Origin of the sequence: Pseudomonas sp. LFS044, assembly GCF_047978245.1 — a bacterium.
In the GTDB taxonomy this organism is placed as follows: domain Bacteria; phylum Pseudomonadota; class Gammaproteobacteria; order Pseudomonadales; family Pseudomonadaceae; genus Aquipseudomonas.
Window position 1 is genome coordinate 33317 of sequence record NZ_JBFPFX010000029.1, and the last position, 18246, is coordinate 51562.

The 18246-nt window shown below is 63.6% G+C and carries 17 protein-coding genes and 1 tRNA gene; 9 read left to right on the plus strand and 9 right to left on the minus strand.

Annotation, left to right across the window (positions count from 1 at the left end; genetic code table 11):
• Nucleotides 1-16: 16 nt before the first annotated feature.
• Nucleotides 17-1171 (minus strand): MFS transporter, encoded by a 1155-nt coding sequence (locus ACNQPL_RS21395; RefSeq protein WP_416467850.1) that lies wholly within the window; start codon nucleotides 1169-1171, stop codon nucleotides 17-19.
• A 265-nt stretch (nucleotides 1172-1436) separates the two neighbouring features.
• Here ACNQPL_RS21395 and ACNQPL_RS21400 point away from each other — a divergent pair, with 265 nt between their 5' ends.
• Nucleotides 1437-2654, plus strand: coding sequence for an amidohydrolase family protein (locus tag ACNQPL_RS21400; RefSeq protein WP_416467851.1), 1218 nt, complete (start codon nucleotides 1437-1439; stop codon nucleotides 2652-2654).
• Nucleotides 2655-2807: 153 nt separating this feature from the next.
• Here ACNQPL_RS21400 and ACNQPL_RS21405 read toward each other — a convergent pair whose 3' ends face one another.
• Both ACNQPL_RS21405 and ACNQPL_RS21410 read right to left on the minus strand, forming a co-directional pair.
• Nucleotides 2808-3686, minus strand: a complete 879-nt coding sequence (locus ACNQPL_RS21405; protein WP_416467852.1) for a LysR substrate-binding domain-containing protein — start codon at nucleotides 3684-3686, stop codon at nucleotides 2808-2810.
• Between the two features lie 296 nt (nucleotides 3687-3982).
• Nucleotides 3983-4070 (minus strand) — tRNA-Ser (locus ACNQPL_RS21410).
• Between the two features lie 134 nt (nucleotides 4071-4204).
• Here ACNQPL_RS21410 and ACNQPL_RS21415 point away from each other — a divergent pair.
• The 8 genes from ACNQPL_RS21415 to ACNQPL_RS21450 all read left to right on the plus strand — a co-directional run bounded on the left by ACNQPL_RS21415 (nucleotide 4205) and on the right by ACNQPL_RS21450 (nucleotide 10300).
• A complete protein-coding gene (locus ACNQPL_RS21415) occupies nucleotides 4205-4876 on the plus strand; it encodes a Bax inhibitor-1/YccA family protein (protein WP_346612138.1) in 672 nt (223 codons plus the stop codon).
• A gap of 399 nt (nucleotides 4877-5275) precedes the next feature.
• Nucleotides 5276-6655, plus strand: coding sequence for a nucleobase:cation symporter-2 family protein (locus tag ACNQPL_RS21420; RefSeq protein ID WP_346612137.1), 1380 nt, complete (start codon nucleotides 5276-5278; stop codon nucleotides 6653-6655).
• Between the two features lie 210 nt (nucleotides 6656-6865).
• A complete protein-coding gene (gene tusD / locus ACNQPL_RS21425) occupies nucleotides 6866-7258 on the plus strand; it encodes a sulfurtransferase complex subunit TusD (protein ID WP_346612136.1) in 393 nt (130 codons plus the stop codon).
• 1 nt (nucleotide 7259) lies between these two features.
• A complete protein-coding gene (gene tusC, locus ACNQPL_RS21430; RefSeq protein ID WP_416467853.1) occupies nucleotides 7260-7619 on the plus strand; it encodes a sulfurtransferase complex subunit TusC in 360 nt (119 codons plus the stop codon).
• Nucleotides 7619-7915 carry a sulfurtransferase complex subunit TusB gene (gene tusB / locus ACNQPL_RS21435; RefSeq protein WP_346612134.1) on the plus strand — a complete coding sequence of 99 codons (297 nt, stop codon included), beginning with the start codon at nucleotides 7619-7621 and terminating at the stop codon, nucleotides 7913-7915. Before tusC ends, tusB begins: the two co-directional genes overlap by 1 nt.
• A complete protein-coding gene (locus ACNQPL_RS21440) occupies nucleotides 7912-8247 on the plus strand; it encodes a TusE/DsrC/DsvC family sulfur relay protein (RefSeq protein ID WP_346612133.1) in 336 nt (111 codons plus the stop codon). The genes tusB and ACNQPL_RS21440 overlap by 4 nt, the downstream gene beginning before the upstream one ends.
• Nucleotides 8248-8261: 14 nt before the next feature.
• Nucleotides 8262-9248, plus strand: a complete 987-nt coding sequence (locus tag ACNQPL_RS21445; protein WP_346612525.1) for a glycosyl transferase family protein — start codon at nucleotides 8262-8264, stop codon at nucleotides 9246-9248.
• Nucleotides 9249-9340: 92 nt separating this feature from the next.
• The gene (locus ACNQPL_RS21450) at nucleotides 9341-10300 is read left to right on the plus strand and encodes a glutathione S-transferase family protein (RefSeq protein ID WP_346612132.1); all 960 of its coding nucleotides are present in this window, start codon (nucleotides 9341-9343) and stop codon (nucleotides 10298-10300) included.
• 255 nt (nucleotides 10301-10555) lie between these two features.
• Here the strand turns inward: ACNQPL_RS21450 and cysG are convergent, their stop codons facing one another.
• From cysG to ACNQPL_RS21480, 6 genes are all read right to left on the minus strand, one after another.
• A complete protein-coding gene (cysG, locus tag ACNQPL_RS21455) occupies nucleotides 10556-11947 on the minus strand; it encodes a siroheme synthase CysG (protein ID WP_387526586.1) in 1392 nt (463 codons plus the stop codon).
• A complete protein-coding gene (gene serS / locus ACNQPL_RS21460) occupies nucleotides 11948-13228 on the minus strand; it encodes a serine--tRNA ligase (RefSeq protein WP_346612130.1) in 1281 nt (426 codons plus the stop codon).
• Nucleotides 13229-13258: 30 nt separating this feature from the next.
• The gene (gene crcB / locus ACNQPL_RS21465; protein ID WP_416467854.1) at nucleotides 13259-13633 is read right to left on the minus strand and encodes a fluoride efflux transporter CrcB; all 375 of its coding nucleotides are present in this window, start codon (nucleotides 13631-13633) and stop codon (nucleotides 13259-13261) included.
• On the minus strand, nucleotides 13630-14955 hold the full coding sequence (locus ACNQPL_RS21470; RefSeq protein WP_346612128.1) for a replication-associated recombination protein A: 1326 nt from the start codon (nucleotides 14953-14955) through the stop codon (nucleotides 13630-13632). Before ACNQPL_RS21470 ends, crcB begins: the two co-directional genes overlap by 4 nt.
• Before the next feature lie 12 nt (nucleotides 14956-14967).
• On the minus strand, nucleotides 14968-15591 hold the full coding sequence (gene lolA, locus ACNQPL_RS21475) for an outer membrane lipoprotein chaperone LolA (protein ID WP_346612127.1): 624 nt from the start codon (nucleotides 15589-15591) through the stop codon (nucleotides 14968-14970).
• A gap of 61 nt (nucleotides 15592-15652) precedes the next feature.
• Nucleotides 15653-18109 carry a DNA translocase FtsK gene (locus ACNQPL_RS21480; RefSeq protein WP_416467855.1) on the minus strand — a complete coding sequence of 819 codons (2457 nt, stop codon included), beginning with the start codon at nucleotides 18107-18109 and terminating at the stop codon, nucleotides 15653-15655.
• Nucleotides 18110-18246 lie beyond the last annotated feature (137 nt).

Sequence of the window (18246 nt, forward strand, 5' to 3'; positions counted from 1 at the left end):
CCCAGCGCGCTGTTGCTCAGCAAGCAGCCCTGTTGCGCGCACGCCTGGGCATTGCCCCAAGGCACGTCACGGCAAAGGCAAGCACCAGCGCCCCGGTCCCCAGCAGGAAGATCAGTTGCTGGTTGGAGCCCTCCACCAGCAGGGCGATCAGCGCTGGCGTCACCGCTGCGGCCCCCATCAAGGTAATGCTGACCAGGGGCGTGAGTTTGCCGGTCGGGTCGTTGGTGGTGATCAGTGCCATGTAGTACGACAGTGACAGCACCCAGCCGAAGTTGAGCAATAGCAGCGCAACACATAGTTGTATCGGCGTGCGGGTATGGCCGGTGAGCATGGCAATGGAAATGAACACCGCCACCAGCCCCACGGCGATCATCAGCTGGCGGTTGACCCGGGCGCCCAGCAGGCTTGGCAGTGCAGCCCCGGGCAGCCCGCCAATGGCCGACAGGCCAAATGCCCAGCCAATATCAACGCCACCGATACCCTGGTCACGTGCCAGTTGGTCAATGAACCCCCAGACGCAGTAAATGGCGACCTGCATGAACAGCATGCCCACCAGCGCGCTGCGCCCGGTGCGCGCCGAACCACCCTGGGCCGGGGTGCCCTCGCCACTTTCAAGCGCGGCCGCCGGGCGACGCGGCAACACCAGGCTGGCGGCGCAAATCAGCAGGTACCACAGGCCGAACGAGCACAAGGCCGTCACAGCCCCGCTCTGCGCGGCAAGCAATGGCAGGGCTGCGGAAAACAACGAGTACTCCGGTGTCTGCAACAACAGCATCAAACCAAAAGAGCGGTCCTGGTCGGGCAAACGCCCCAGCGTCGTCACCGCATAGGCATAGACAAGCCCCGCGCAGGCACCGGCCGCCATCCGTACCACCAACAACATCATGCTGGTCGTGGCAAAGGCAGTGGCGATGCTCAAGGCCACGCACAGCATCCCGACGCACAGGCACAGGCTGCGCCCGCCGTGGCGCTTCATCAGCAGCGGGCACAGCAAGGTGCCCAGGGTCATGCCGATCATCTCGACCGACACCACCCAGCCTTGCAGGTCGAGTGGCAGGCTCAACCGCTCGGTGATCAAGCCCATGAAGATGGGTTGCACCCCGCAGACAATGAAGGAAGTACAGGCAATGAAAATGAGGGCGGCACGCAGTAGCTTGGAATCTTTGATCATGAGGACCCCGACACGGCATTTGTTTTTATTGTTGGTGATGACCCGCCCGCAAGCGCCGCAGCAAACGGCCGGCAGGGCACGCGCCCAATGCTGGGCCGAGTGCACGGGCTTGGAAAGTTAATTATCGGCATCGACCCCAGTGGGCTTTTTAATGCAGGCCTGCATCCATAAATGCACTGCACTCGATCCCGATAATTAATTTGAGCCGTGCCCGCATCATCCCTACCGTATGACGTCACCCAAGCCTCGGAAAAAAGGCCCGACCATGAACGACCGTGAGTTCATCAACGCCATCGACCAGGATGGCCTGCCCCTGCACATCGCCGTCACCAACGGGCGCATCACCCACATCGGCCCGCAACGCGCCGCCGAAGCGGCCCGCGAAACCATCGACCTGGAAGGCCTGCTGGCACTGCCAGGCTTTGTCGATGGCCACATTCACCTGGACAAGAGTTTCGTTGGTGACCGCTGGCGCCCACATCAACCGGTGGCCACCTTGCGTGAGCGCCTGGCCGTGGAAAAACGCGAGCTCGCCAGCGCCCCGCCCATCGTCGAGCGCGCCGACGCGCTGATCCGCCAGGCCGCCTCCTTCGGCACAATCGCCATGCGCTGCCACGTGGACGTGGACGCCACAACCGGTCTCACCCACCTGCACGCCATCCTCGAAGCCCGCGAAAAGTGGAAAGGCCTGGTCGACATCGAGCTGGTGGCCTTCCCCCAGGCCGGCGTAGTCACTTGCCCCGGTACCGCCGACGTGATGGACGCGGCCGTGCGCGAAGGCGTCCAGGTGGTGGGCGGTATCGACCCGACCACCTTGGACGGCGACGCCGACGCCCAGCTGGATATCGTCTTCGGCATCGCCGACAGGCATGGCGTCAAGGCTGATATCCACCTGCACGAGCCAGGCGACATCTGCATCGCGCAGCTCGAACGCATCGCGGCCCGCACCCAGGCACTGGGCATGCAAGGCCTGGTGGCGGTCAGCCATGCCTATGGCCTGGGCGATGTGTCCGACAGTGTGGTCGACCGCACTGCCGAAGTGCTGGCCCGGGCCGGCATTTCGATCATGACCAACGCCCCCGGCGAGCACGCCTTCCCACCGGTGCTGCGCCTGCGTGCCGGCGGCGTGCGGGTGTTTACTGGCAACGACAACATCCAGGACGCCTGGTGGCCCTACGGCAACGGCGACATGCTGCAACGGGCCATGCTGGTCAGCTACCGCTCGGGGTTAAACACCGACGAGGAATTGCGCGTAGCGCTGGAGATGGCGACCGTCGCCAGTGCCGGGGTGATGGGTAAGCAGGACTATGGGCTGAAGGTCGGCAATGAAGCGAGCTTTGTGCTGTTCAAAGCGCCAAATGCAGCCGCCGCCGTGGCTGCCGCCATCCACGAGCGGGTGATCGTGCGCCACGGCGCGTTCTGGGGCGGGCCTGCGCAGTTGCAATTGAAGGCGGCGCAGTTTGCTACAGAAATTCGTCGATAATGCGTGAATGGGGCCGCCTTGCGGCCCATCGCCGGCAAGCCAGCGCCTACAGGCACTGCGCAAGTATTCAGATTTGCGCTGTACCTGTAGGAGCTGGCTTGCCTGCGATGGGCTGCAAAGCAGCCCCAACTGACGTTCAGCAGCCTTGAACCCTTACTCAGCTTCCACCCGCAGAATTCCCTCAAGTATCTCAGCCAACGCCCTGACCATCGGATCCGCCGTGGGCCGATGAAATATCGCCGCCTCGAACACCCTGATCGGCGTGAACCCCTCGTGCGCCCCCAGTATCCGATGCGCTGGCGTCACCACCCGGTGCGGCAGCAGGCTGACGCCCAACCCCTGGGCCACCGCTTCCTGAATGCCGGCCAGGCTCGAACTGGTAAAGCCGATACGCCAATTGCGGCCCATGGCCTCGATCGCGCTGATCATGTCGTCACGGTAAAGCCCACGCGGCGGGAAGGCCACCAGCGGGATCGGGTCCAGGGCGAAACACGGATACTGCGCACTGTCGAACCAGTCGATACGCTCCGGCTGACAGGCAACCGCTTCGCGGCTGTTACGGCGCTGCTTGACCAGCACCAGGTCCAGCTCGCCACGGTCGTAGGTGCTCATCAGATCGCGGCTCAAGCCGCCAGTGATCTCCAGCTTGACCTTGGGGTGCTTGCGGTTGAAGGCCGCCAGCGCCTGCATGGTCTTGCCGGCGACGAAGTCATCCGGCAGGCCGATGCGCACGGTGACTGTGACACCGCCTGCCATTGCTTCGGTCAGCTGGTGGCTCACTGCAAGCAAATGACGTGCGTAGCCCAGCAGGGTCTCACCCGCGTCGGTCGGGTGAACCTCGCGGTTGCTGCGGTCGAGCAACTGCTGGCCGACCATTTCCTCAAGGCGGCGGACCTTCTGGCTGACGGTCGACTGGGTGGAATGCAGACGCGCGGCGGCGGTGGTGAAGCTGCCGCAATCGGCGACCATGACCAGGGTGCGGAGCATGTCCAGGTCATAGATGGCACGGTTGGGTTTGGGGGAGTCTGGCATTTGGCGGGTTCAGCTTTTGGAGGGGTGCTTGGAGCATGATGCATGAAGCGAGGGTGCAAAGGGCTGTGCCTGAGTGCGAGAGCTCTTTGTACGCGTGCATTCTCTGCTTGCCTCAATGTGCCGCTGTGGCGCGGACGCTGCATTGGGACTGGAAATGATTGGTTGGCTGATCTGGCCTGATCGCGGGCAAGCCCGCTCCTACAGGTACAGCGCACGCTTGTGGCCGGTGGGGACCTTGTGCCAAACCTCAGAAACACAAAAGCCCCGAATAGTCGGGGCTTTTGTTGAAAAAATAGTGGCGGAAGCGTAGAGATTCGAACTCTAGGATAGTTGCCCATCGACGGTTTTCAAGACCGTTGCCTTAAACCACTCGGCCACGCTTCCAGCTCGTTTTGCGGCCGCCATAATACCGTAATGAAACACGCTGTCAAACTCTCTATGTCGCCGGTTGCAGGAGCTCTGATAGACTCCTAGCATCTGAACGTTCCAAAACCACAGGTTTACCAAGGAGTGTCGCCATGCGCGAACAGGATTATGCCGTACACAGCGGCCAACAGGTCGAGCAGCGCGAGGTCAGCAAGGTCCTGCGCAACACCTACAGCCTGCTGGCACTCACCCTCGCCTTCAGTGGTGTCATGGCTTTCGTTGCCCAGCAGATGCGTGTCGGCTACCCGAACGTATTCGTCGTGCTGATCGGCTTCTACGGCCTGTTCTTCCTCACCAACAAGCTGCGTGATTCGGCCTGGGGCCTGGTGTCCACCTTCGCCCTCACCGGCTTCATGGGCTTCATCCTCGGCCCGATCCTGAACCGTTACCTGGGCATGGCCGGTGGCGCTGAAGTGGTCAGCTCGGCGTTTGCCATGACTGCGCTGGTGTTCGGCGGCCTGTCGGCCTACGTGCTGATCACCCGCAAGGACATGAGCTTCCTCAGTGGCTTCATCACTGCCGGCTTCTTTGTCCTGCTGGGCGCCGTGGTTGCCAGCTTCTTCTTCCAGATCAGCGGCCTGCAACTGGCGATCAGCGCTGGCTTCGTGCTGTTCTCGTCGGTCTGCATCCTGTTCCAGACCAGCGCGATCATCCACGGTGGCGAGCGTAACTACATCATGGCGACCATCAGCCTGTATGTATCGATCTACAACCTGTTCGTCAGCCTGCTGCAGCTGTTTGGCATCATGGGCCGTGATGACTGATTGATTGCTGTGTGAGAAAGCCCGCTTCGGCGGGCTTTTTTGTGGGCCGGAGACTGCCAGCCCTTGGGGCTGCGCGGTCACGCAGATAACAGTGGTCATTGTGGGAGCGGGCTTGCCCCGCGAAGGGGCCGTGCGGTGCATGGCACCGGCTTTGCCGGTGTTCGCGGGGCAAGCCCGCTCCTACAGAGTCCCCGGCTACATTGACGAGTCAAGTTTTGTTCTCTGAAAGCAACCTTGTGCTGCTCCTACAGGGAACGTGGCGCACGCCAATAATTGACTAAAAAGTCAGATAATCAGGCAAATGCTCGCCGATCATGCCGCCATCGTGCTTTTCTCTACCGCAATCCTTCATCACCCCGTAGAATGCGCTCCTTTTTTCTTCCGGGGCGGCTTTCAGCAATGAGCTCACACGAACACAGCCCAGGCGCAGCGGCGCCTGCCAATGAACTGGTGCTTGGCCTGGAGGACAAACCACGGCTACTGATCGGCCTGCTGGCTGCCCTGCAGCATCTGCTGGCGATCATCGTGCCGATCGTCACCCCTGGCCTGCTGATCTGCCAGGCGCTGGGCGTTTCGGCGCGTGATACCAACCTGATCGTCTCCATGTCGCTGGTGATCTCGGGTATCGCCACCTTCGTGCAGTGCAAACGCTTTGGCCCATTCGGCGCCGGGCTGTTGATCGTGCAGGGCACCAGCTTCAACTTCGTCGGGCCGCTGATTGCCGGTGGCGCGCTGATGGTCAAGCAAGGCACGCCGGTTGAAGGCGTGATGGCGGCTATCTTTGGTGTGGTAATCGCCGGCTCGTTCGTCGAGATGGGCGTGTCGCGCATCCTGCCGTTCGTCAAACGCCTGATCACCCCGTTGGTGACCGGTATCGTGGTGCTGATGATCGGCCTGACCCTGATCAAGGTCGGCCTGATCAGCATGGGCGGTGGCTTTGGCGCCATGGCCAATGGCACCTTTGCCAACGGCGATAACCTACTGCTGTCGGGCGTGGTGCTGGCGATCATCGTGATCCTCAATCGCGTCCCGGTGGTGTGGATGCGCAGCTGCGCCATCGTCATCGCCCTGGCGGTTGGCTATGCACTGGCCGGCTACATGGGCCGCCTGGATTTCACCGGCATGCATCAGGCCGCGCTGTTCCAGGTGCCGACGCCGCTGCACTTCGGCCTGGGCTTCTCCTGGGCGCTGTTCATTCCGATGCTGGTGATCTACCTGGTGACTTCGCTGGAAGCTATCGGTGACGTTACCGCCACCAGCAAGGTGTCGCGCCAGCCGGTTGAAGGGCCGGTGTGGATGCAGCGGATCAAGGGTGGCGTGCTGGTCAACGGTGCCAACTCGCTGCTGGCCGGCCTGTTCAATACCTTCCCTAGCTCGATCTTCGCGCAGAACAACGGCGTGATTCAGCTGACTGGCATTGCCAGCCGCCACATCGGCATCTGGATTGCCGTGATGCTGGTGTTGCTGGGCCTGTTCCCAAGCGTTGCCGGGGTGATTCAGGCAGTGCCTGAACCGGTGCTGGGCGGCGCGGCCATGGTCATGTTCGGCGCGGTCGCGGCCTCGGGCATCAACATCCTGGCCAGCACCCGCCTGGACCGCCGCGCGTTGCTGATCATCGCCGTGTCGCTGGCGCTGGGCCTGGGCGTGGCGCAGGTGCCGGAGTTCCTGGCGCATATGCCCGCGGCGATTCGCAATGTGCTGGAGTCGGGTGTGGCTACTGGGGGGATCTGTGCGCTGGTGCTGAACTGGTTCTTGCCGGAGAGCAAGGAGCAGGCTTGAGCCTTGTGCCCTTCTGGCTGGGCCAAGGGGCCGCTGCGCGGCCCATCGCCGGCAAGCCAGCCCCTACACCGACCGCATCGGGCTCAAGCCATGCGAAGCACCTGTGGGATCGCACAGACCTGGGGTTTGATAGAAAGCTCGCGCCGCTTGCACAAGCGGGCGCGGGCTTTTTTGCTTTATCATGGCGGCATTCTTTTGCACGAGTTATCCATGAAATTCGCTATCGCGGTTTTTTCCCCGGCCCATGCGCCCTCTTCGCGGCGCGCCTTGCGCTTCGCCGAGGCGGTGCTGGCTGGCGGGCATGAGATTGCCCGGCTGTTCTTCTATCAGGATGGCGTGCACAGCGCCTCGGCCAACGTCGTCGCGCCCCAGGATGAACAGGACATCGCCGCCCAGTGGCGCGCCTTTATCGACAGCCACCAGCTCGACGCTGTGGTGTGCATCGCCGCAGCCCTGCGTCGCGGCGTGCTCGACGAAACCGAGGCCAGCCGCTACCAGCGCCCGGCCGTGAACCTGCCCAAGCCGTGGGAGCTGTCCGGCCTGGGCCAATTGCACGAAGCGGCGCAGCAAGCCGACCGCCTGATCTGCTTTGGAGGTGACTGAAATGGCCAAATCCATGTTGATCATCAGCCGCCAGGCACCGTGGAACGGCCCATCCGCCCGCGAAGCACTGGACATCGCCTTGGCTGGCGGTGCCTTCGATCTGCCGCTGGGTATGCTGTTTCTCGATGACGGCGTATTCCAGCTAGCGCCCCATCAGCAACCCGCCGCCGTGCAGCAAAAAAATCTTGCCGCCAACCTGCAGGCCCTGCCGATGTTTGGCGTAGAAGCACTGTTCGCCTGTCAGCACAGCCTGGCCGTGCGCGGGCTGGCCGCCGATAAGCTGGCGCTGCCGGTAGATGTGCTGGACGACGCAGCACTGAGGGCACTGATTGCCCGTTTCGACCAAGTGGTGACGCTCTGATGCCGACCTTGCACGTGATTACCCACTCCCCCTTCGGCGACGACCGCCTCGGCAGCTGCCTGCGCCTGCTCGGCAGCGAGGACGCCTTGCTGCTGTGCGGCGATGCGGTCTACGCCCTGCGCGATGGCAGCGAGACGCAGCGCTTGCTGCAAGCAGCCGGCCTGGGTCAGCGCCTGTTCGCCCTCGATGAAGACCTGCAAGCCCGCGCCATCACCGGCGGGCTGGCCAAAGCGGTGGACTACCAGGCGTTCGTTGCGCTGTCGCTGCACTACGACAAGGTCAACAGCTGGCTATGAACACCCTGACGGTAGACAACCAGGCCATTGCCCTGGACAAAGACGGCTTTCTGGTCGACCTGCAAGATTGGTCCCGCGCCGTCGCCGAGGCGCTGGCCGAGCGCGAAAGCATGGCCCTGACCGCCGACCATTGGGAGATCCTCGAACTGCTGCGCCAGTTCTACGAGGAGTACCAGCTGTCGCCTGCCACGCGCCCGTTGATCAAGTACACCGCGCTCAAGCTGGGCCCGGAAAAGGGCAACAGCCCGCACCTGAACCGCCTGTTCAATGGCACCCCCGCCAAACTCGCCGCCAAGCTGGCGGGCCTGCCCAAGCCGACCAATTGCATATGACAGAAGCTCGCCCGCTGACCCTGGAAACCCCCGCCGAACACCCCTTCGCCGAATTCGTGCGCATCCTTGGCAAAGGCAAGCGCGGCGCCCGCGGCTTGACCCGTGAGGAAGCCCGTGCGGCCATGACCCTGCTGCTGGAAGGCAAGGTCGAGGACACCCAGCTGGGTGCCTTCCTCATGCTGCTGCGGCACAAGGAAGAAAGTGCCGAGGAACTGGCCGGTTTCACCGAAGCCCTGCGCGCGCATCTGCAGGCCCCGCGCATTGCCGTCGACCTGGACTGGCCAAGCTACGCCGGCAAGAAGCGCCACCTGCCCTGGTACCTGCTGGCCGCCAAGTGCCTGGCCAACAATGGCGTGCGCATCCTCCTGCACGGCGGTGGCGCGCACACGGCCGGGCGCATGTACACCGAGCAACTGCTGGCCCTGCTGGAGATCCCCCTGTGCCGCGATTGGTCCGCCGTCGAGCAGGCACTGGACCAGCAGCGCCTGGCGTTCTTCCCGCTGCAAGACTGGGCCCCGCAGCTGCAACGGATGATCGACCTGCGCAATACCCTCGGCCTGCGCTCGCCCATCCACTCGCTGGCCCGGGTGCTCAACCCGTTGAGTGCACGCTGCGGGCTGCAGAGCATCTTCCACCCCGGCTACCAGGCCGTGCACCGCGAAGCCAGCCGCCTGCTCGGCGACCACGCCGTGGTGATCAAGGGCGATGGTGGTGAGATCGAGGTCAACCCGGACGTCATCAGCCACCTGTACGGCACCAGCGCAGGCGAAGCCTGGGACGAGGAATGGCCGGCGCTGAGTGAACGCCGCCATGTCAAACCAGCGAGCCTGCAGCCCGAACAGTTGCTGGCAGTGTGGCGCGGCGAGGCTGCAGACAGTTACGGCGAGATGGCCGTCATTGCAACCATGGCCCTTGCCCTGCGCGGTTTGGGCCAGACTCGTGACGAGGCGTTTGCAGCTGCACGCGCTTATTGGGCCGCCCGAAACCAATCGAATAAGTAGATAATAAGTGCGCAGTCTTTGCGCTATTTGTTCGAACGATTTCCTCTAGACTGGGCTCCAACGACAAACAACTTTGTTCCGAGGAGCTCACCATGGGCCTTTTGATCGACGGCCGCTGGCACGACCAGTGGTACGAAAACGGCAAGGATGGCGCCTTCAAGCGGGAGAACGCCCAGCGTCGCAATCAGTTGCCGGCCCCCGAGGCCGGTCGCTATCACCTGTATGTGTCGCTGGCTTGCCCATGGGCTCATCGCACGCTGATCGTTCGCGCCCTCAAAGGCCTGGAACCGTTGATCGATGTGTCGGTGGTCAGCTGGCTGATGCAGGAAAACGGCTGGACCTTCGACCAGCAGCAAGGCTCCACCGGGGACCACCTCGACGCCCTTGAATTCATGCACCAGCGCTACACCCAGGACGACCCGCACTACACCGGCCGCGTGACCGTGCCCGTGCTGTGGGACAAACAAGAGAAGCGCATCGTCAACAACGAGTCGGCAGAGATCATCCGCATCTTCAACAGCGCGTTCAACGAGCTGACCGGCAACCACCTGGACTTGTACCCGGAGCCGCTGCGTCCAGCCATCGAGGCGCTTAACTCACGCATCTACCCAGCAGTGAACAACGGCGTTTATCGCGCAGGCTTTGCCACCACGCAGGAAGCCTATGAGACGGCGTTCGACGAAGTGTTCAACGAACTGGATCACTTGGAAGACTTGCTGAGCCGCAATCGTTACCTGGCAGGCGAATACCTGACCGAGGCCGATGTTCGGTTGTTCACCACACTGGTGCGGTTCGATGCGGTGTATCACGGCCACTTCAAGTGCAACCTGCGCCGGCTGAGCGACTATCCGAACCTGTCCAACTGGCTGCGCGAGCTGTACCAGTGGCCGGGCGTGGCGCAAACGGTGAACATGGAGCACATCCAGAAGCACTATTACATGAGCCACAAGACCATCAACCCGAACGGCATCGTGCCCAAAGGGCCGCTGCAGGATTTCAACCTGCCGCATGACCGGGAGCGGTTGGCGGGTAAAGGGATTTGGCAAGGTTGAGCAAGACAGTTGCTCCCACAGGGACCGCGATAAGCTTGGGAATTGCGCCAGATGGCACCCGCTTTGCGGGTGTTCGCGGCTGAAGCCGCTCCTACAGAGGTCGCGTAAAGCCTGGGGCTTGCGCTGGATGGCACCCGCTTTGCGGGTGTTCGCGGCTAAAGCCGCTCCTACAGCGGTCGCGTTAAGCCTGGGGGTTGCGCGGTCCGTGTAGGAGCTGGCTTGCCTGCGATGGGCCGCGAAGCGGCCCCAACAATTTCAGCTGTTCTGCGCCCCTTCAAACCAGGCCAGCTTCTCCCGCAACTGCACCACTTCCCCGACAATCACCAGGGTCGGCGCATGCACTTCATGCTGTGCCACCAGCGCCGGCAAGTCAGCCAAGGTACCGGTGAACACCCGCTGATTACGCGTTGTCCCCTGCTGCACCAGCGCCGCAGGCGTGCTCGCCGCACGGCCGTGGCGAATCAGCTCGGCACAGATGGTCGGCAACCCCACCAGCCCCATGTAGAACACCAGAGTCTGGGCAGGCGCCACCAGGTCATTCCAAGGCAGGTTGCTGGTACCGTCCTTGAGGTGACCGGTAACGAAGCGCACCGACTGGGCATAATCGCGATGGGTCAAGGGAATGCCGCCGTAGGCGGAGCACCCACTGGCCGCGGTAATGCCGGGCACCACCTGGAACGGGATACCCTGCTCGGCCAGTTCTTCGATTTCTTCGCCACCCCGGCCGAAGATGAACGGGTCGCCGCCTTTCAGGCGCAACACACGCTTGCCCTGCTTGGCCAGGTCGACCAGCAGGCGGTTGATCTGGTCCTGCGGTACGGCATGGTCGGCGCGGCGCTTGCCCACGTAAATGCGTTCGGCATCACGCCGGCACATCTCGATGATGGCGGGTGCCACCAGGCGGTCGTATAGCACCACATCGGCCTGCTGCATCAGGCGCAAGGCGCGGAAGGTGAGCAAGTCCGGATCACCCGGCCCTGCCCCCACCAGATACACCTCGCCGCCCTGCTGCACCGGCGCGCCGTCGACCATCGCCTGCAACAAGCGCTCGGCCTCGGCGCCCTGCCCGGCCAACTGGCGCTCGGCAATGGGGCCTTGGAACACGTTTTCCCAAAAGCCACGACGCTGGTTGACGTCCGGGTAAAGCGCCTTGACCTTGTGCCGGAACCGCGCCGCCAACCCGGCCAACTCGCCATAGGCCGACGGGATCCAGGCCTCCAGCTTGGCGCGGATCAAGCGTGCCAGCACCGGGGCGTCACCGCCACTGGAAACCGCCACCACCAACGGCGAACGGTCGACGATCGCCGGGAAGATCACCGTGCACAGCGCCGGCGCATCCACCACGTTTACCGGCAGGTTGCGCGCCTGCGCATCCGCCGAGACTTGGGCATTGAGCCCAGGGTCATCGGTGGCCGCAATCACCAGGCGACAGCCGACCAGGTCGGCTGCCTGATAGCCACGCACCAAGACCTCACCGCCACCTTCACGGGCCAGCGCGGCCAGTTGGCCGTCGACCTCGGGCGCCACCACCCGCAGCGCGGCGCCGGCATCGGCCAGCAGGCGCGCCTTGCGCAAGGCGATTTCGCCGCCGCCGACGACCAGCACCCGGCCGCCCTGCAGCTTGTGGAACAGCGGCAGGTAATCCATTTAGCGGATGACCTCGACACCGCCCATGTAGGGCTTGAGCACTTCCGGCACGACGATGGAGCCGTCGGCCTGCTGGTAGTTCTCCAGCACCGCCACCAGGGTACGGCCCACTGCCAGGCCGGAGCCGTTGAGGGTGTGCACCAGCTCCGGCTTGCCGGTTTCCGGGTTGCGCCAGCGGGCCTGCATGCGGCGCGCCTGGAAGTCACCGCAGTTGGAGCAAGAGCTGATTTCGCGGTATTTGTCCTGGCTCGGCACCCACACTTCCAGGTCGTAGGTTTTCACGGCGCCGAAGCCCATGTCGCCGGTGCACAGGGCCAGCACGCGGTAAGGCAGCTCCAGCAGCTGCAGAACGCGCTCGGCGTTGGCAGTCAGGCCTTCCAGGGCTTCCATGGACTTGGACGGCTCGACCACCTGGACCATTTCGACCTTGTCGAACTGGTGCTGGCGGATCATGCCACGGGTGTCACGGCCGGACGCGCCAGCTTCACTGCGGAAGCAAGGGGTATGGGCAACCAGCTTGAGCGGCAGCTGCTTGGCGTCGATGATTTCGCCGGCCACCAGGTTGGTCAGCGACACTTCGGCCGTCGGGATCAGGTAGAAGTCAGCCTCACCTTCTCGGGTGATCTTGAACAGGTCTTCCTCGAACTTCGGCAGCTGGCCGGTACCCTGCAGCGCCGGGGCCTGGACCAGGTACGGGGTGTAGTGCTCTTCGTAGCCGTGTTCACCGGTGTGCAGGTTGATCATGAACTGCGCCAGGGCGCGGTGCAGGCGGGCAATCGGGCCGCGCAGCACGGCAAAGCGGGCGCCCGACAGCTTGGCTGCCGCTTCGAAGTCCAGGCCACCGCTGATCTCGCCCAGGGCGACGTGGTCCTTGATCTCGAAATCGAACGCTTTCGGCGTACCCCAACGGCGCACTTCGACGTTGTCGTCTTCGCTGGCACCCACCGGGACGCTGGCGTCCGGCAGGTTGGGGATGGTCAGGACGATACCGTCCAGTTCAGCCTGGATCTCGTCCAGCTCGACTTTACCAGCCGCCAGCTCACCGGCCATGCGCTCGACATCAGCCATCAGCGGCGCGATGTCCTCGCCCTTGGCCTTGGCCTGGCCGATCGATTTGGAGCGGGCGTTACGCTCGGCCTGCAGCTGCTCGGTGCGGGTCTGCACCGCCTTGCGGCGCTCTTCCAGCGATTCGATGCGCGCGACATCCAGGCTGAAGCCACGGGAGGCGAGGCGGTCAGCCACTTCCTGAAGTTGGCCGCGTAACAGTTTGGAATCGAGCATGTCGTTCTCTCGTTATGTGTATAGGTTGGTTCAGAGTCGGGTCAGGGACAGGCCGGCCCAGGTGGCCAGTAGCCCGCCCATCACGCTAATACCGGTATAGCCCACGGCCAGGGGCACTTGCCCACTTTCCATCAGGCGCACGGCATCGAGCGAAAAGGAGGAAAACGTCGTCAGCCCGCCAAGAAAGCCGACGATCAGGCCGGCGCGCAGCTCGACCGGCGCCAGCGGCTTGTGCAGGAACAGGCCGTAAAGCAAGCCGATCAGCAGGCAGCCGACCAGGTTGACGGCCAGCGTACCGAGGTAGAAATGCCGAGGCCAGTGGGCCGTGACCCAGTTCGAGGTGGCGAAGCGCAACAAGGTACCGGCGATACCGCCCGCGCTGACCGCGGCAATGAGTGCAATCACGATTTTCTCCGCTGGCGGGGGCTGTTGCGGTCAAGTTCGGCCAGATGGCGCAGTTTTTCGCCGATTTTAAGCTCCAGGCCACGAGGCACGGGCTGGTAGTACTGGCGCGGTTCTAGCTGCTCTGGGAAGTAATCTTCGCCGGCGGCGTAGGCGTCGGGTTCGTCATGGGCGTAGCGGTATTCGTCGCCATAGCCGAGTTGTTTCATCAGCTTGGTCGGGGCGTTGCGCAAGTGCAGCGGCACTTCCAGCGAGCCATGCTCGGCCGCTTCACGCAGGGCCGTCTTGAAGCCCACGTACACCGCGTTGCTCTTGGGTGCACAGGCGATGTAGGTGATGGCCTGGGCCACCGCCAGCTCGCCTTCGGGGCTGCCCAGGCGCTCCTGGACATCCCATGCCGCCAGGCACAGGCTGAGGGCGCGCGGGTCGGCGTTGCCGATGTCTTCGCTGGCCATGCGTACCACGCGGCGGGCGATGTACAGGGGGTCGCAGCCGCCGTCGAGCATGCGCGCGAACCAGTACAGCGCACCATCGGGGTTAGAGCCGCGCACCGATTTGTGCAGGGCGGAAATCTGGTCGTAGAACGCTTCGCCGCCTTTGTCGAAGCGCCGGCGGCTGTCGCCGAGCAGGCTTTGCAGCAGGTCGACACCAATCTCGCCGCCATCTTCGGCCAGGTCCGAGGCGTTTTCGAGGAAGTTGAGCATGCGCCGGCCATCACCGTCGGCGGCGGCCATGAGCATCTTAAAGGCGTCGTCACCGACGCTCAGATGACGCTTGCCCAAGCCGCGCTCTTCGCTGAGGGCTCGGTCGACCAGCTTGCGCAATGCCGGTTCATCCAGGCTCTTGAGCACATACACCCGCGCCCGCGAGAGCAAGGCGTTGTTCAGCTCGAACGACGGATTTTCGGTGGTGGCGCCAATGAAGATCAGCGTGCCGTCTTCGACAAAGGGCAGAAAAGCATCCTGCTGGGACTTGTTGAAGCGGTGCACCTCGTCCACGAACAGAATCGTGCGACGGCCATATTGAGCAGCCTGCTGCTTGGCCACCTCGACGGCCTGGCGGATCTCCTTGACCCCGGCCAGCACCGCTGAAACCGTTTCGAAGTGCGCATCGCAGAACTGCGCCAGCAGCCGCGCGAGTGTGGTCTTGCCCACCCCCGGCGGCCCCCAGAAGATCATCGAGTGCAGCGCCCCCTGTTCCAGCGCCTCACGCAGCGGTTTGCCGCGCGCCAGCAGGTGCTCCTGGCCGACGTACTCGTCCAGGTTGGACGGGCGCAGCCGGGCAGCCAGGGGCTGGGCAACAGGTTCGCTTCGAAACAGGTCCATGGTGAGCTCTGCTTACTCCTTGATGACGTCCGCGCCTTTCGGGATGTCGAACTTGAACTTGCTGTCCGGCACCGCCTGGTTGGCTTTCACGCCATTGAACAGGATGTTGGTGCGCTGGCCGACGCTGTCGATCAGCTGCATGTCATTGATCAGGCCTTTGCGGAACGACACGCGCAGCGAGTCGAACAAGGTGTCCTTGGTCTTCGGCTTGAGGGTGAAGTCCATCACTTCGCCCTGTTCCTTTGACGCGATGTCGAAGCTCTGGCTGATCTTCGACACGTCACCGGACAACAGCAGCGCAGGGGTCTGGTTCAGGCGCACATCAAGCTTCTTGATGGTGGCCTGCTCCAGGTCCGGGTCCCACAGGGTGACCATTTTGCCGTCAGACACCACGACCTGCTCCTGCGGCGCGTTGGTGTGCCAGTAGAACAGGCCCGGGCGCTTGACGGTCATCTGGCCAGCCGTTTCCTGCAGGCTGGTACCGTCGGCGCCCAACGTCAATTGAGAGAAATTGGCCTCGATGGTCTGCGACTTTTCCAGCAGCTGGGTCAGGCGTTGCACGTCCTGTTCGCCAGCGTAAGCCGCCACGGAACCCATAGCCAGGGCAGAAACCAACAGCATGCGAATCGCGCGCATGGAAATCCTCTTAGGGCAGTAAATGAGCCAGGCGCCCTGCGGGCACCTGGCAAGGTGTTCATCAGTCGCGCGGGCCGCCCGGGGCAATCACTTCCCGCGAGCCGTTGCTGTTCATCGGGGTGACCACGCCGGCCATCTCCATCGCCTCGATCATGCGCGCGGCGCGGTTGTAGCCGATCTTCAGCTTGCGCTGCACGGCCGAAATCGACGCGCGGCGGCTTTCGAGCACGAACTGCACCGCCTCATCATACAGGGCGTCGCTTTCCGAATCCTCGTCGCCACCACCACCGCCGCCGCCTTCGAAGCCACTGCCGGCCTCTTCGACGCCGTTGAGGATGTCGTCGTTGTAGTCCGGCGCACCGCGCAACTTCCAGGCTTCGACCACACGGTGCACTTCATCGTCAGAGACGAACGCGCCGTGGACACGGATCGGCAGGCTGGTGCCCGGCGGCATGTACAGCATGTCACCGTGGCCCAGCAGCTGCTCGGCGCCACCCTGGTCGATGATGGTCCGCGAGTCGATCTTGCTCGACACCTGGAACGCCATGCGGGTCGGGATGTTGGCCTTGATCAGGCCGGTGATCACGTCCACCGACGGGCGCTGGGTGGCGAGGATCAGGTGGATACCGGCAGCACGCGCCTTCTGGGCGATACGGGCGATCAGTTCTTCGACCTTCTTGCCGACGATCATCATCATGTCGGCGAACTCGTCCACCACCACCACGATGGTCGGCAGGGTGTTCAGCGTCGGTGGCTCGTCATCCATGCTCTCGCGGCGGTACAGCGGGTCGTGGACGACCTCGCCGGCCTCCTGGGCATCCTTGATCTTGCGGTTGAAGCCCGCCAGGTTACGCACGCCCATGGCGGCCATCAGCTTGTAGCGGCGCTCCATCTCGGCGACGCTCCAGCGCAGTGCGTTGGCGGCGTCTTTCATGTCGGTGACCACCGGGCATAGCAAGTGCGGGATGCCTTCATAGATCGACAGTTCGAGCATCTTCGGGTCGATCATGATCAGCCGCGCGTCTTCAGGGCCGGACTTGAACAGGATCGACAGGATCATCGCGTTCACACCCACCGACTTACCGGAACCGGTGGTACCGGCCACCAGCAGGTGAGGCATCTTGGCCAAGTCGGTGATCACCGGCTTGCCACCGATGTCGTGGCCCAGGGCCAAGGCAACCGGCGACTTGGATTCGTCGAACAGCGGCGACGACAGCACTTCGGAGAAACGCACCATCTGCCGGTTTTCGTTGGGGATCTCGATACCCACGGTGGTCTTGCCAGGGATCACCTCGACCACCCGCACACTGGTCACCGCCAGCGAACGCGCAAGGTCTTTGGCAAGGTTGGCGATACGGCTGACCTTGACCCCGGCCGCTGGCTGGATCTCATAACGGGTAATGACCGGGCCCGGGTGGATCGAGTCCACCGAGACTTCAACGCCGAATTCCTTGAGCTTGATTTCCAGCAGCTGGCCGACGCCGGCCAGTGACTCTGGCGAGTACTCGATCTTTTTTTCCTCGGCCGGGTCGAGGATGGAAATCGACGGCAAGGTGCCTTCCACAGCGCTGTCGACGAACAGCGGCGCCTGCTTCTCCTTCATCACCCGTTTGCTTGGCTCCGGCGCCTTGGCCGGCGCTGGGGGGATGATGACCGGGGCCACAGCCTGCTCGCGCGGCACGACCGTTTCGCGTGGCACCACAGGTTCGCGTGGCGCAGCAACGGGCCGGGCTGGCGGCTCGTCGCGCTCGACGATGCGCTCGCGCAGTTGGGCCTTGGCCGGCTCGCGTTTTTCAGCGGCCATCGGCGCTGCCTTGAAGCTCGGCTCGTCCACCTCGCGCAGTTGCGCTTCGAGGCGTTTGCGCTCATTGCGCGCCTCCCACCAGCGGTTGGCCGCGCCTTGCACCAGCTCGAACAGGTCGAGGGTGATCTTGCCGGTCATGTCCATCACCTTGAACCACGAAAGGTCGGTGAATACGGTCAGGCCGAACAGGAACAAGGCGATGAACATCAGCGTGCTGCCCTGCACGTTCAGCAGGTTGCGCGCCAGGTCACCCAGGCTCTCGCCCAGGGCACCGCCCGCAGAGAACGGCAGGCTCGCCGGCGGGTGGAAATGGATATGCGCCAGCGCCGCACCGGACAGCACCAGGAACACCAGGCCGATCAGGCGCCAGGAGAACAGCCAGCCGCTCCACTGCCACGGCTGGTGGCGCTCACGGAAGATCTGCCAGGTCTTGATCGCCAGCAGCAGCGGGAAGATGTAGGCGAAGTAGCCGAGCACCATGAACAGGATGTCGGAGAAGTAGGCACCGGCACGCCCGGCGGCGTTCTGCACCTGGTCGACGTTGCTGGTGTGGCTGAAGCCAGGGTCCGAGGTGTCGTAGGTCAGCAGCGCCATCCACAAGTACAGGCACAGGGCGCCGACAGCGATCAACGCACCTTCCTTGAGGCGGTAATGCAGCTGCTGCCGCCACAGGGGCACAGGCAAAGGAGCTGGAGTTGCGGTGGATTTCTTCAAAACGCGTCTATTCCTGCGCGTGCTGCGCGTCCAGTAGTGATCGGCCGGCGCCCGGCCAATGAACCACTACTTTTAACATTACTGCCCGCCGGCCGCCATGGCGGTACGCCGTATGGAACTTGGCTGGGGGCGACTTT

What these genes read in the sequence shown, in the direction of transcription:
- ACNQPL_RS21395 (WP_416467850.1), bottom strand. Translation starts at nt 1,171, where the DNA reads ATGATCAAAGATTCCAAGCTACTGCGTGCCGCCCTCATTTTCATTGCC.
- ACNQPL_RS21400 (WP_416467851.1), top strand. Translation starts at nt 1,437, where the DNA reads ATGAACGACCGTGAGTTCATCAACGCCATCGACCAGGATGGCCTGCCC.
- ACNQPL_RS21405 (WP_416467852.1), bottom strand. Translation starts at nt 3,686, where the DNA reads ATGCCAGACTCCCCCAAACCCAACCGTGCCATCTATGACCTGGACATG.
- ACNQPL_RS21415 (WP_346612138.1), top strand. Translation starts at nt 4,205, where the DNA reads ATGCGCGAACAGGATTATGCCGTACACAGCGGCCAACAGGTCGAGCAG.
- ACNQPL_RS21420 (WP_346612137.1), top strand. Translation starts at nt 5,276, where the DNA reads ATGAGCTCACACGAACACAGCCCAGGCGCAGCGGCGCCTGCCAATGAA.
- tusD (WP_346612136.1), top strand. Translation starts at nt 6,866, where the DNA reads ATGAAATTCGCTATCGCGGTTTTTTCCCCGGCCCATGCGCCCTCTTCG.
- tusC (WP_416467853.1), top strand. Translation starts at nt 7,260, where the DNA reads ATGGCCAAATCCATGTTGATCATCAGCCGCCAGGCACCGTGGAACGGC.
- tusB (WP_346612134.1), top strand. Translation starts at nt 7,619, where the DNA reads ATGCCGACCTTGCACGTGATTACCCACTCCCCCTTCGGCGACGACCGC.
- ACNQPL_RS21440 (WP_346612133.1), top strand. Translation starts at nt 7,912, where the DNA reads ATGAACACCCTGACGGTAGACAACCAGGCCATTGCCCTGGACAAAGAC.
- ACNQPL_RS21450 (WP_346612132.1), top strand. Translation starts at nt 9,341, where the DNA reads ATGGGCCTTTTGATCGACGGCCGCTGGCACGACCAGTGGTACGAAAAC.
- cysG (WP_387526586.1), bottom strand. Translation starts at nt 11,947, where the DNA reads ATGGATTACCTGCCGCTGTTCCACAAGCTGCAGGGCGGCCGGGTGCTG.
- serS (WP_346612130.1), bottom strand. Translation starts at nt 13,228, where the DNA reads ATGCTCGATTCCAAACTGTTACGCGGCCAACTTCAGGAAGTGGCTGAC.
- ACNQPL_RS21470 (WP_346612128.1), bottom strand. Translation starts at nt 14,955, where the DNA reads ATGGACCTGTTTCGAAGCGAACCTGTTGCCCAGCCCCTGGCTGCCCGG.
- lolA (WP_346612127.1), bottom strand. Translation starts at nt 15,591, where the DNA reads ATGCGCGCGATTCGCATGCTGTTGGTTTCTGCCCTGGCTATGGGTTCC.